The sequence below is a fragment of the Mycobacterium kiyosense genome, from assembly GCA_021654635.1.
GTDB lineage: Bacteria > Actinomycetota > Actinomycetes > Mycobacteriales > Mycobacteriaceae > Mycobacterium > Mycobacterium kiyosense.
Genome location: AP025179.1, coordinates 519528 through 532451 on the forward strand (window position 1 = coordinate 519528; position 12924 = coordinate 532451).

General features: G+C 68.7%; 10 protein-coding genes. 3 read left to right on the forward strand and 7 right to left on the reverse strand.

The window, feature by feature from the left end:
* Positions 1-2: 2 nt before the first annotated feature.
* From L6444_RS02455 to L6444_RS30395, 7 genes are all read right to left on the reverse strand, one after another.
* A complete protein-coding gene (locus L6444_RS02455) occupies positions 3-1688 on the reverse strand; it encodes a hypothetical protein (RefSeq protein ID WP_236980196.1) in 1686 nt (561 codons plus the stop codon).
* A 76-nt stretch (positions 1689-1764) separates the two neighbouring features.
* Positions 1765-2508 carry a PP2C family protein-serine/threonine phosphatase gene (locus tag L6444_RS02460; protein WP_236980197.1) on the reverse strand — a complete coding sequence of 248 codons (744 nt, stop codon included), beginning with the start codon at positions 2506-2508 and terminating at the stop codon, positions 1765-1767.
* A gap of 4 nt (positions 2509-2512) precedes the next feature.
* On the reverse strand, positions 2513-3970 hold the full coding sequence (locus L6444_RS02465; RefSeq protein ID WP_236980199.1) for an AMP-binding protein: 1458 nt from the start codon (positions 3968-3970) through the stop codon (positions 2513-2515).
* On the reverse strand, positions 3967-4947 hold the full coding sequence (locus L6444_RS02470) for a phosphotriesterase-related protein (RefSeq protein WP_236980201.1): 981 nt from the start codon (positions 4945-4947) through the stop codon (positions 3967-3969). The genes L6444_RS02465 and L6444_RS02470 overlap by 4 nt, the downstream gene beginning before the upstream one ends.
* A gap of 70 nt (positions 4948-5017) precedes the next feature.
* Complete coding sequence (locus L6444_RS02475; RefSeq protein WP_236980203.1) at positions 5018-6019, reverse strand: Gfo/Idh/MocA family oxidoreductase; 1002 nt, start codon at positions 6017-6019, stop codon at positions 5018-5020.
* Positions 6016-7134: a Gfo/Idh/MocA family protein gene (locus L6444_RS02480; RefSeq protein WP_236980205.1), complete on the reverse strand. Its 1119-nt coding sequence runs from the start codon at positions 7132-7134 to the stop codon at positions 6016-6018. The genes L6444_RS02475 and L6444_RS02480 overlap by 4 nt, the downstream gene beginning before the upstream one ends.
* A gap of 65 nt (positions 7135-7199) precedes the next feature.
* A complete protein-coding gene (locus L6444_RS30395) occupies positions 7200-9152 on the reverse strand; it encodes a serine/threonine-protein kinase (RefSeq protein WP_289624955.1) in 1953 nt (650 codons plus the stop codon).
* A 164-nt stretch (positions 9153-9316) separates the two neighbouring features.
* On the opposite strand from L6444_RS30395, the gene L6444_RS02495 reads away from it, so the two are divergent.
* The 3 genes from L6444_RS02495 (at position 9317) to L6444_RS02505 (ending at position 12923) form a co-directional block, all read left to right on the forward strand.
* Positions 9317-11032 carry an acyl-CoA dehydrogenase gene (locus L6444_RS02495; RefSeq protein ID WP_236980207.1) on the forward strand — a complete coding sequence of 572 codons (1716 nt, stop codon included), beginning with the start codon at positions 9317-9319 and terminating at the stop codon, positions 11030-11032.
* A 275-nt stretch (positions 11033-11307) separates the two neighbouring features.
* The gene (locus L6444_RS02500; protein WP_236980208.1) at positions 11308-11988 is read left to right on the forward strand and encodes a TetR/AcrR family transcriptional regulator; all 681 of its coding nucleotides are present in this window, start codon (positions 11308-11310) and stop codon (positions 11986-11988) included.
* Positions 11985-12923 (forward strand): R2-like ligand-binding oxidase, encoded by a 939-nt coding sequence (locus L6444_RS02505; protein ID WP_236980210.1) that lies wholly within the window; start codon positions 11985-11987, stop codon positions 12921-12923. Before L6444_RS02500 ends, L6444_RS02505 begins: the two co-directional genes overlap by 4 nt.
* The last annotated feature ends 1 nt before the right edge of the window (position 12924 follow it).

A 12924-nucleotide genomic window follows, 5' to 3' on the forward strand; every position in this document is an offset into this window, starting at 1 on the left:
GCTCAGGCGGGGACGACGCCGCGCCGGTCGACGTCGCGCCAGATCGCGATTTCACCGACTCGTTCGGGCGGCCGGCCGAACAGGTCGGCGAAGAACGCGAGCATGGCCGGCCACTGCTGCATCGGCCCGACGATCACGTGCCGGACCCCGGCGTCCCGCAGGTCGGCGGCGACTTGGGCGCGGTCGTCGCCGCGTGCCAGCACCGGGGTACCGCCCTGGATGTCCAGCATGATCGCGAACAGCTGCGTGGGCGGCGGTCCGGTCCTGGTGCTGCCGTCGGGTTGCGGCAGGTATGCGTAGGCCTCGGGCATCCGCAGCCCGTAGTCCGTCTCCGCCGCCCACAGCATCGGGTCGGCCCGGCCCTCGTAGTCGATGAAATACGGTGCGACGAGCACGGTTTCGCCGGCGCCGATATGCCGGCCGGCCCAGGTCCGGAAGAAGACGGGGGTGTAGAACGAGGTCCGCTCCAGCGGGGCGGGCAGGATTAGCAGCAGCGTCGCGCCCACGGCGAGCAGCCACCCCAGGGCGGGTCGCCGGGCCAGGCGGGTGGCCCGCGCCACGACCAGCCCCACGATCACGGCGACGGCCAGCCAGGCGAACAGCGTGAAACGGCCCGGCAGCACGTGTTCGAGCAACGGCAGCTTCCCCAATGGCAGCCACGGCAGCGGGACCGGCACAGCGTCCTTGCCCAGGTGCAGCCGCGGTCCGAGGGACAGCACCAGCAGCACCGTGCCGGTCACGCCGGCGACGCGGATCCGGATGTCGTGCCACTGCCGGACCGCCACCACCACGAGCAGCACCAGCAGCGGCAGCGAGAGGTAGCCGGTGGCCTCGTGGTACATCCCGCTGAAGTGCTGGGATACCCGAGTGGCCGCGCGCGGGGCGATCAGCTGGTACGGCGTCGGGATGACCAGGTTCAGCAGGTCGGTGGAGAACGTGGTGGGGTCCTGTACCGGTGCGGTGATCCGCTGCCGCCCGAAGAACTGGGTGGCCAGCGGCCAGGCCGCCAGCAGCATGAACGTCGCGGTGGCGACCGCGAGTGCGGGCGCCAGCCGGCTCAGCGCCCGGCGGCACCGGTCACCGAGGTGCCCGTCGCGGTGCGCCACGGCCATCACGCCGACCAGCACGGCGGCCGCGACAACGCTGGTGGCGAGCATTTCCGCGGCGATCAGTAGCTGCGCGCAGCTCAGCACTCCGAGCGCCAGACCGGATTGCCAGGCCGGGCGGCGGCGGGTGATAAGCAACTCGTCGATGACGATCAGGAACAGTGGCGGCACCCACGCCGTCGCGAGGTTGAGGTGCAGGGCCGCGTGCGAGGCGACGTACGGCGAAAAGGCATACACCGCGCCGCCCACCGAAGGGCCGAGGCCGTCGCCGGTCCAGCGCCGGATCGCCAGCCGTGCGGTGAGTCCGCTCAGGGCGATGCCGAGCACCATCAGCACGTTGAACCCGAAGATCGGGCCGCCGATCCGGGCCGGCAGCCAGCCGAGCAGCCCAAGCAGCGTCATCGGCGTGTTCCACATCAGGTTCACCCCGGCGGGCGCCCCGATCTGGGTGGTGAAGAACGGATTGAGGCCGTGGCCCAGCGCGTGCGGTGCCCAGCCCAGGTACCAGATGGTTTGTTCCTGATCGCAGCAGCCGCCGGCCCAGCCGGACGTCGGGTCGCGCCAGGCGGCGATGGTCAGCACGACGGCGCCGAGTAGGTAGCAGAGGAACGCGGTGAGTCCGCCGCTCCACCGCCGCCGGGGTGCGACGGCGCCCGGGCTACGCCGGGGCGACGTTGATCACCAGCGCCGTGATGTTGTCCGGCCCGCCGCCGTCCCGCGCGGCCGCGATCAGGGCGGCGCAGGCGTAGCCGGGAGCCGGATTCTCTTCGAGGATCTGGGACAGCTCCGGTTCCCGGACCACGCCGTGCAGGCCGTCGCTGCACAGCAGGATCCGGTCCCCGGCGCTCAGTTCCACCGCGCTGGCGTCGGCCCGCGCCGGCGGTTTCATCCCCATGTACTTGGTCACCACGTTGCGGGCCTTGTGCCGCCCGGTGTCGGCGGCATCGACCTGATTGGCGTCGACCAGCGCCTGGACCAGGGTGTGGTCGCGGGTCAGCCGGGTCAGCTGGCCTGCGCGCCGCAGGTAGGCGCGGCTGTCACCGAGGTGGGCGACCAGTGCGCGGCTGCCCGCGATGACCACCGCCACCAGGGTGCTGTTCGCCCCCGCGTAACGGCTGTCGGTTTGCGCGATGCCGTGCAGGTCGTCGGAGAGTTCGGAGACCGCGCGGCCCAGTCGGTCGGCGGCCTCCGGTTCGTTGCGGTGCTCCGGGGGCAGGTGGTGGGCCACGTAGCCGGGTAGCTTGTCGACCATCGTCTGGGCGGCCAGGGCGCCGTCGCGGCTGCCGCCCACGCCGTCGGCCACCATGAACAGGTACTGGTCGGCGTCGGCGCCCCAGCGGTCCTGGTTGTCCGATCGTTCGCAACCGACGTCGCTGAGTGCGGAGTACTCGAGGGCGTACATGGGTCTATGTTCGCAGCCGCGAGAGCACCTCGTCACGCACCAACGTGCGACGCGCCTTGCCCGCGTCGTCGCGCAGCGGCGTGTCGACGAATTCGACGGTGCGTGGAACCTTGTAGGCGGCCAGTCGTGCGGACACGAATTCCCGCACCGCCGCCGCGTCCAGGACCGACCCGGCCGCGGTGTGCACCAGCGCGTACGGCACCTGTCCCAGGTCGCCGTCCGGGACACCAACAACCAAGCAGGACAACACCTCTGGATGTTCGGACAGCGCGTTCTCGATCTCGGCCGGGTACACGTTGCGGCCCCCGACGGTGAACATGTCGACGCGACGGTCGGACAGGTAGAGGAACCCGTCGGCGTCGAAGTAGCCCAGGTCGCCCAGCGAATCCCAGCCGTCGCGGGTTTTCGCCGAGGTGCCGATGTAGCGGTAGGTCGGCGCGCTGCCGGGGCTGGGCCGCAGGTAGATCTCGCCGACCACTCCGGGCGGGCAGACCCGGCCGTCGTCGTCGAGCACCGTCATCTCGCCGCTGACCACCTGGCCGACCGAGCCCGGGTGGGTCAGCCACTGTTCCCCGGAGATGAAGGTCAGCGCCTGCAGTTCGGTGCCGCCGTAGAGTTCCCAGACCTTCTCGGGCCCCAGCAGGTCGATCCAGGCTTGTTTGACCGCGGGCGGGCAGGGCGCGCCGAGGTGCCAGAACCGCCGGATCGACGACAGGTCGTAGGCGTCCGGGTCGGCGCGGTGGACGGGCAGCAGCCGCTGCATGATGGTCGGCACCGTGGTGAGAAAGGTGACCCGGTAATCGGTGATGGCCCTGAGGAATTGGTGCGGGTCGAAGCGCGGCAGCAGCACCAGGTGGTGGCGCATCAGCAACGCGATGGTCGCGGTGGTGAAGCCGGTGTTGTGGCTCAGCGGCACCGGCACCAGTGTGGTGTCGCCTTCCTGGGCACCCAGCGGGTACCCGATGGCCGGCGGCACCCGGCTGTCGCCGCCGGCCTCGATGAGCTTGGGGCGGCCGGTGCTGCCGCCGGAGGCCAGCGACTTCCACACCGGCGACACCGCTTCGGGCAGCGCTGCATCCGAAAGGGCCGGATCGGGTTCGAAACCTGTTGGCACAGCGCGTATTCGGCCGGTGGGGTCGTCGCGGCCGACCAGCAGCGCGCGCGGCTTGAGTTCCAGCAGGGCAGCCAGTTCCGCATCGGGCAGCCGCGGCGACAGGGGTTGCGGCACCGCACCCAGCTTCCAGCATGCCACCGCCGCCTGTACCCATTCGATGGAGTTGGGCAGCAGGATGGTCACGTAGTCGCCCGTGGTGACTCCGAGTTCGGCGTAGGCGCGGGCCAGCCGGTTGGTCGACGCGTCGAGTTCGCCCCGGGTGATGGTCTTTTGATCGCAGCTGACGGCCGGTTCGTCGGGAGCCAGCGCGGCCAGCTGCGAGATCTGGGTTCCGATCGGCGCGGTCACTGATAGGCGCCCTGCCGGTCGAAGATCCGGCGCGGGTTGTCGACCAGCATGGTGTGGATCTGCTCGTCGGTGACGCCCCGCTTTTTCAACGCGGGCAGCACGTCGTTGTGGATGTGCAGGTAGTGCCAGTTGGGTGCCATCTGCGGCACCAGCGCCTCGGGCAGCGCGTCGAAGTAGCAGTTGGCGTCATGGGAGAGCACCATCTTGTCGGCATGGCCGCGTTCGCACATGGTCGCCACGATGTTCACTCGGTCCTCGAACGGGGAGATCGTGTCGATACCGAACCGGTCCATGCCCAGGTAGGAACCGGCGGAGATGAGCTCCTCGAGGTAGCCGACGTCGGTGCTGTCGCCGGAGTGCCCGATGATCACCCGGGTCAGGTCCACGCCTTCCTCTTCGAAGATGCGTTGCTGATCGAGTCCGCGCCGCAGTCCGGCGTGGGTGTGGGTGGAGATCGGGACACCGGTGCGCTTGTGGGCCTGGGCGACGGCGCGCAGCACCCGCTCGACGCCGGGGGTGAGGCCGGGTTCGTCGGTGGCGCACTTGAGGATTCCGGCCTTGATGCCGGTGTCGGCGATGCCTTCTTCGATGTCGCGCACGAACATGTCGGTCATGATCTCCGGGCCGTCCAGCATGCCGCCGGGCCCTTCGTAGTGGAAGCGGAACGGCACGTCGTTGTAGGTGTACAAGCCGGTCGCCACCACGATGTTCAGCTCGGTTTGGGCGGCCACCCGGGCGATGCGGGGGATGTAGCGGCCCAGCCCGATCACGGTCAGGTCGACGATGGTGTCCACGCCGCGCGATTTGAGTTCGTTGAGTCGGGTGACGGCGTCGGCCACCCGCTGCTCCTCGTCGCCCCAGGCTTCGGGGTAGTTCAGTGCGATCTCGGTGGTCATGATGAACACGTGCTCGTGCATGAGCGTCACGCCGATATCAGCGGTATCGATGGGGCCGCGGGCGGTATTGAGTTCTGACACGTCCTCGATGCTAGGCCGTGCACCCCGTCAGCGGAACGTGCTTTGCGGGGTCATCCGGACCTGCTCCGGATCAGATTTCACCGGGGCGGAGCTGGGTCACCGCGGCGGTGTCACCGGTGTGCAACGAGGTCAGCGCCGCCTCCACCACCGCGCTCGTGGCATACCCGTCGTAGCTCGTGGGACCGTCGACCGAGCGGGTGGCCACACCGCGCAGCCAGGCGGCATCCTGGGCCCGGTAGGCGGCGTCGAAGCGTTCCATCCAGGTGTCCGGCAGTCGCTGTGCGGCCATTGCGCCGGCCACCGCCTGGGTGACCAGTGACGGTGAGCCGAGTGTGAGGCTGCCGCGGTCGGCCACCAGCTCGAGGCCGATGTCGTATTGCATGCCGGGGCCACGGCCGAGTTGCAGCACACCGAGAACGCCCGACTGCGATGTCAGCGTGACGACGACGGTGAGTGTCGCTCCGGAGCCGCCCTCCTTGACCAGGCAGTGAACCGACCTGATCTCGTCACCGGTCAGCCAGCGAAACAGGTCGATGTCGTGGGCGGCCGAACTGTTGACGAGTTGGCGCGCGTCAAAGTTGTTGACGGCCGAGGGATTATAGTGACGTTGCGTGATCAGGACGGGTTCACCGACCCGGCCTGACCGGACGGTGTCGTAGAGGTAGCGATAGTTCGCGTCGTAGCGGCGCATGAAGCCGACCTGCACCAGCCGCCGCCCGGCGACCCGCTCGGCCGCCACCAGTTGCAGTGCTTGCCGGGTCGACACCGTCAGCGGCTTCTCGCAGAACACGTCCAAGCCTCTGGCCAGGCACGCGTCGACGATCCCGTAGTGGGTCTCGTCGGCGGACGCGACGACGACAGCGTCGACGTCGGCAGTGCGTACGCACTCGATCGGGTCTTCGAAGACGGCGACATCGGCCATGCCGCCCGCGGCGCGTTCCACGAAGGGCCGGTGGCTGTCGGCCACGGCAGCGATCTCGGCCCACGGGGCCAGGCCGGTGAAAATCTCCAGGTGGCGCATGCCCATGCTGCCGAGCCCGCACACCGCGAGCCGCACGGGTGCGGCGCTCATGGGCGGCAGGGCCGCTCGCCGGCACCGGCGAGTCGGCCGGGGCCGGCCGGTGCGGCCACGTCGACCCAGGAACCGCGCCGCACCGAGGCGGCGACCGCGGCATGAATCGTCGTCGCCCGTAGCCCGTCGCTGAACGACGGCAGTCCGTCCGGCGCGACACCGGTGCGCACGGCTTCGTAGACGTCGGCGACGAAGAGGTCGAAACAGTCCTGGTAGCCCTGCGGATGGCCGCTGGGCAACAGCGAATATCGGGCGTTGCCGGGATCGAGGACGGCCGCATCCCGGGAGAGCACCGTGTTGCCGCGCAGCCCGCCGACCACCAGGTCGTCGGGATGTTCCTGGTCGAACAGCACCGCCACGTCGCGGCCGTCGAACGAGAACGACAGCTGATTCTTGCGGCCCGGCGAGGTCTGGCTGACGACGACGCTGCCGATTCCACCGAGATCGGTCCGAAAGGCCACGACGGCGCCGTCGTCGGGCCGGACCGCGGTCCCCGAAGCCCTGCCTTCCGTCGCAGCGAGAGCCGTAATCCTATGTCCGGTAACGAATTCCATCAGGTCGCACCAGTGCGAGCCGATGTCGGCGAAGGTCATCGACGCCCCGGTCTGCGACGGGTCGGATCGCCAGCCGGTGGGGTCGGCGGTGGCCATGTAGTCCTGCAGGTAGCTGCCGTGGATCAGCCACACGGGCCGGCCGGCCAGCCGGGAGCGGGCCTCGCGCACCATCGGGTAGAAGCGATAGATGAACGGCACGGCCGCCACAGTCGCGGCCTTGGCCGCCGAGATCGCCAGTGCTGCGGCGTCCTGGACGCTGGTGGCCAGGGGCTTTTCGCAGATCACGTGCTTTCCGCTGGCCAGGGCCGCCATCGCCTGGTCGTGATGCAGGTCGTTGGGGGTGCAGATGTGCACCACGTCGATGTCGTCGGCCGCGAAGATCTGCTCCGCCGTCGCGGCCCGCTCGGCGTTGAGCCGCTCCGCGGCGGCCTGGCTGCGCTGCGCGGTACTGGCGCAGACGGCGGCCAGTGTCCCGCCGGCGCGCTGAACGGCGTGGGCGTGCACCGCGCCGACCATTCCGGCGCCGATCAGCGCGCTGCGCGGGTTGTGGGTCGCGGCCACGGTCGATGTCCTTTGCGTGCGGCGGGGTTGGTGAATTGTAGTGCTCACCGGCGGCGGCACCGCGCTCAATGCCGCTCCCGGGCCGGCACGATCACCGACACCGTGGCGTCGTGGTTGGCGGTGTAGAGGATGTGGGTGTCGGGGTCCACGGCCAGCGCGAAGGTGTCCTTGCCGATCCGAATGACCCCGGCCACCGCGAGGTCGCTCGTGTCGATCACCGACACGCTGTCGTTGTGGTTGGCGGTGTAGACGGTGTGGACGGTCGGGTCGACGGTGACGCCGTACGGACTGTTGCCGACGTGGATGGTGCCGGCCACGCTCCGGTTGTCCAGGTTGATCACGGATACGGCACCCTCGGCCTCCTGGGTGACGTAGGCCCGGTGCGCGGCGAGGTCGAGACCCACACCTCGGGGGTCGTTGCCGACGGGGATGGTTGCGGTGACGGTATGGCTGACGGTGTCGATCGCCGACAGCGTGCCGTCGCTGCTGTTGGCCACGTAGGCGGTCGCGGTGCTGGGGTCGATGGCTATGCCGTACGGATTCTTGCCGACGGGGATGGTTGCGACCACCCGGTGCGTGGCCAGATCGATCGCCGACACGCTGTAGTCCCACATATTGGCGACGTAGGCGACATGGGAGGTCGGGTCCACCGCGATCCCCCACGGGTTGGTGCCGACTTTGACGGTGGCGGTGACGGCGCGGCTGCCGGTGTCGATGAGCGATACCGTGTCGTCGCGGTTGTTGGCGGTGCAGGCCAGGTGCGTCCCCGGGTCGACCGCCACCCACACCGGGCCCTTGCCGACCGGGACGGTGGCAGTCAGGGTGTGACTGGCGGCATCGATGATCGACATGGTGCTGTCGCCGTAGTTGGCGGTGTAGACGGTGTGGTTGGCGGGATCGACGGCGACCGCCTCGGGCCGTGCTCCGACTCCGATGGTGGCGGCGATGCGTGCGATCGGGGTGGTGCCCGCATTCGCGGCGGCGGCCTTGGCAGGTGTCGCCGGTCGATGCTGCAGCCGCGGGATGACCGCACCGGCAACCGCCAGGACGAGGGCGAGCGCGCCGACCAGCGCGGCGATCCTGCGTCGGCGGCGCCGCATCGCGTCGACGGGGGGTAACGGGTTGGCCGGCCCGGATGGCGCGGAAACTGTGTCCGGGTGCTCAGCCGCCAGCGCCTGGGCGGCGGCGGCCGCGAGTGCGCCGGCGCTCGCGTAGCGGTCCTCGCGATCCTTGGCCATGCCGCAGGTGACGACCTCGTCGAACTGGTGCGCAATACCCGGCCGCTGCCGGCTGGGACTCGGGATCGGGGCGGTCAGGTGGGCGGCGATGAGCGCGGCCAGGTCAGCATGCGGAAAAGGCGGAGTACCGGTCAGGCACTCGTAGAGCACACAGGTCAGGGCGTAGACGTCGGTGCGAAGGTCGATTTCCTCGTCGGCGAGCCGCTCCGGGGACATATAGGCGAAGGTGCCCACCGTGTTGCCCGCCGTGGTGAGTTTGGCGTCGGTGGCGGCGTTGGCCAGCCCGAAGTCGACCAGGCAGGCGAAATCATGGCCGGTGAGCAGGATGTTCGCGGGCTTGACGTCGCGGTGGATGATCTGCTCGGCGTGCGCAGCGTCGAGCGCCGAGGCGATCTGGTCGACGATCCGCACCGCGCGGGCCGGCTCCATCGGTCCACTCTCGTCGAGCACGCCCCGCAGATCAGAACCCCGGACCAAGCGCATGTCGATGTAGAGCTGACCGTCGATCTCGCCGTAGTCGTGAATGGGAACCACATGCGGCTCGTTCAGCCTGCCCGCGGTGGACGCCTCGCGGAACAGCCTTTTACGGAAGATCGGGTTGCCCGAGTAGGACGGCGGCAACAGTTTCAGCGCGACGGTGCGGCTTTTTCTGGTGTCGAAAGCTTCGTACACCTCGCCGAAACCGCCGCTGCCCAGCAGCCTGATCAAGCGGTAGTGGCCGAACGTGGCCCCTGTGCCCCACTCCGCCGTCGTGCCGTCATCGGACGGCCCCTCTGCCACCAACCACCTCCCGCGGTCGTGCGCCCTCGCGGGGCAAGTCTAGGCAGGTCGAGCGCGTTTGGCAGGCAGTTCGCGGTGTCCGGACCCGGCGACGGCGCTGCGCACCTACACTCAACCACCGACCTGTCTGACCAAGCTTGCTCGAACCCCGCGGGAGTCACGTCATGCTGCTCGACCCCAACAACCTGCAACGCACGTATCCGGATGCGCGGTCGGCGGAGATCATGCAGGCCACGGTCGATTTCTTCGAGAACCGCGGCAAGGCCAAGCTCAAGCACGACGATCACGAGCGCGTCTGGTACTCGGAGTTCCTCGACCACATCGCCGAGAACCGGATCTTCGCCTCGCTCATGACTCCCGCGGCGTACGGGGCCGACGACTGTCGGTGGGACACCTACCGGATCAGCGAGTTCGCCGAGATCGTCGGCTTCTACGGCCTGAGCTACTGGTACCCCTTCCAGGTGACCGCCCTTGGCCTGGGGCCGATCTGGATGAGCGACAACGAGGACGCCAAACGCAAAGCCGCCGCCCAGCTCGAGCAGGGCGAGGTGTTCGCGTTCGGCCTGTCCGAGCAGGCCCACGGCGCCGACGTCTACCAGACCGACATGATCCTGACGCCTTCGAAAGAGGTAGGGCACGGCTGGGTCGCCAACGGGGAGAAGTACTACATCGGCAACGCCAACGTGGCCCGGATGGTCTCGACGTTCGGCCGCATCGACCACGGGTCGAAGGAACCCGAATACGTCTTCTTCGCCGCCGACTCCCAGCACGACCGGTACGAATGCAGGAAGAACGTAGTGAATTCGCAGAACTACGTGGCGAATTACGCGCTGCACCAATACCCGGTCACCGAGGCGGACCTGCTGCACCGCGGCATGGGTGCCTTTCACGCCGCGCTGAACACGGTCAACGTGTGCAAGTACAACCTGGGCTGGGGCGCGGTCGGCATGTGCACGCACGCCTTCTACGAGGCCATCACCCACGCCGCCAACCGGCAGTTGTACGGCAGCGTCGTCACCGACTTCAGCCATGTCCGGCGGCTGCTCACCGACGCCTACGCGCGGCTGGTCGCCATGCGTCTGGTGTGCACCCGGACGTCGGACTACATGCGCAGCGCCTCGGCCGAAGACCGCCGTTACCTGCTGTACAGCCCGCTCACCAAGGCCAAGGTCACCAGCGAGGGCGAGCGGGTGGTCACCGCACTGTGGGATGTCATCGCGGCCAAGGGCGTGGAGAAGGACACCTTCTTCGAGACCGTCGCCCGCGAGATCGGGCTGCTGCCCCGGCTGGAGGGCACCGTGCACATCAACATCGGGCTGCTGGCCAAGTTCATGCCGAACTTCCTGTTCGCCCCGGATGCCGCGCTGCCGCTGATCGGGCGTCGCGACGACGACGCCGACGACACCTTCCTGTTCGATCAGGGGCCGACCGGCGGCCTGGGCAAGGTGCGGTTCCACGACTGGCGCGCGTCCTTCGACGGCTACGCCCACTTGCCGAATGTCGCGCTGCTGCGCCGCCAGGTCGAGGTGCTGGCCGAGATGCTTGCGTCGGCGACACCAGATGCTGTGCAGCAGAAGGACATTGACTTCGCCTTCGGGGTGGGTCAGATTTTTGCCCTGGTGCCCTACGCGCAGCTGATCCTGGAGGAGGCGGGCATCTCGGGTGTGGACGAGGCGCTGCTGGACGAGATCTTCGGCCTGCTGGTGCGCGACTTCAACAGCTACGCAGTCGAACTCAACGACAAGGCCGCCACCACCGACGAGCAGGCGCGCTTTGCGCTGCGGATGATTCGGCGCCCGGCGCACGACCGCGCCCGCTACGACAAGGTGTGGAAGGAACAGGTGCTGCCGCTCAACGGCGCCTACCAGATGCGGCCCTAATGTGCCTTGACCAGCTCTACCGTTGGGCGCCGAGCGCCGAGCGCCGAGCGCCGGGCGCCGGGCGCCGGGTGCCAGTGCCCAGCGGTCCAGCGGCCAGCGCCTACCGCCCAGCGGCCCCATATGTACGGTCAAAGCCCCGTTTCACCGACATTTTGCGGACTCTCATGCCGGTCGACATCGGCGGATGGTGCGATATGCGGCGCGGCCCGCCACAGCCTTGACTGTGAACCACGTCACAGTAGAATGACCACCGGTCATACCAGTCAGGAGGCCGCATGCCGACAGTGACCTGGGCCCGCGTCGACCCGGCCCGGCGGGCTGCCATCATCGAGGCCGCCGAGGCCGAATTCGGCGCCCACGGCTTCTCCAACGGCAGCCTGAACGTCATCGCCCGTCGGGCCGGCGTCGCCAAGGGCAGCCTGTTCCAATACTTCGCGGACAAGCGCGATCTCTACGCCTTCATCGCCGACGTCGCCAGCCAACGGGTGCGCGTCTTCGTGGAGGAGGTCATCCGCGAAATCGAGCCCAGCCGAACGTTTTTCGAATTCCTCACCGAACTGCTCGACGCCTGGGTCACCTACTACGCCGAGCATCCGCGGGAACGCGCGCTGCACGCCGCGGCCACCCTCGAGGTCGACACCGACGCCCGGATCAGCGTGCGCAATGTCATCCACCGGCACTACCTGGAGGTGCTGCGCCCGCTGGTGACCGAGGCGCTCCGCCGCGGCGACCTGCGGCCCGATTCCGACACCGAGGCATTGCTGTCGCTGCTGCTGATGATCTTCCCGCACCTGGCACTGGCCCCGTATATGCGCGGCCTCGATCCCATTCTCGGCCTCGACGAACCCAACCCCGAACAGCCGGCACTGGCCGTGCGCCGTCTGGTCTCGGTACTGGCTGCCGCGTTCTCACCCGTCCCCAGCCCAGCCCCACTAGACACCAGGAGCGTCACATGACCCGCACCCACACCGGCTCGATGGTGGCCGGCGGCCTCAACTGGGAGAGCTTGCCGCTCAAGCTGTTTGCCGGTGGTAACGCCAAATTCTGGAATCCCGCCGATATCGACTTCTCCCGCGATCGGGCCGACTGGGAGAAGCTCTCCGACGACGAGCGCGATTACACCATCCGGCTGTGCGCGCAATTCATCGCCGGTGAGGAGGCGGTGACCGAGGACATCCAGCCGTTCATGGCCGCGATGCGCGCCGAAGGCCGGATCGGCGACGAGATGTACCTGACGCAGTTCGCGTTCGAGGAGGCCAAGCACGTCCAGGTGTTCCGGATGTGGCTGGACGCCGTCGGGGTCACCAACGACCTGCACGGCTACCTCGACCCGCTGCCCACCTACCGGCAGATCTTCTACGACGAGCTGCCGGACTGCCTGAATGCGCTGACCAAAGACGCGTCCCCGGCCGCGCAGGTACGGGCGTCGGTCACCTACAACCACATCGTGGAAGGCATGCTGGCGCTCACCGGCTACTACGCCTGGAACAAGATCTGCGTGGAGCGTGGCATCCTGCCCGGCATGCAGGAGCTGATCCGGCGCATCGGGGACGACGAGCGGCGCCACATGGCGTGGGGCACCTTCACCTGCCGTCGCCACGTCGCCGCCGACGACGCCAACTGGACGGTCTTCGAATCGCGGATGAACGAGCTCATCCCAATGGCTCTGCGGCTCACCGAGGAGGGGTTCGCCCTCTACGGCGAACATCCGCCGTTCGACCTGTCGCAGGACGAGATGCTGCAGTACTCGATGGACAAGGGCATGCGGCGGTTCGGCACCATCAGCAGCGCCCGCGGCCGCCCGGTCGGTGAGATCGACCTGGACTACTCACCGGTGCAGCTCGAGGACGACTTCGCCGACGAGGACGCCCGGGCGCTGGCCGCGGTTTAGC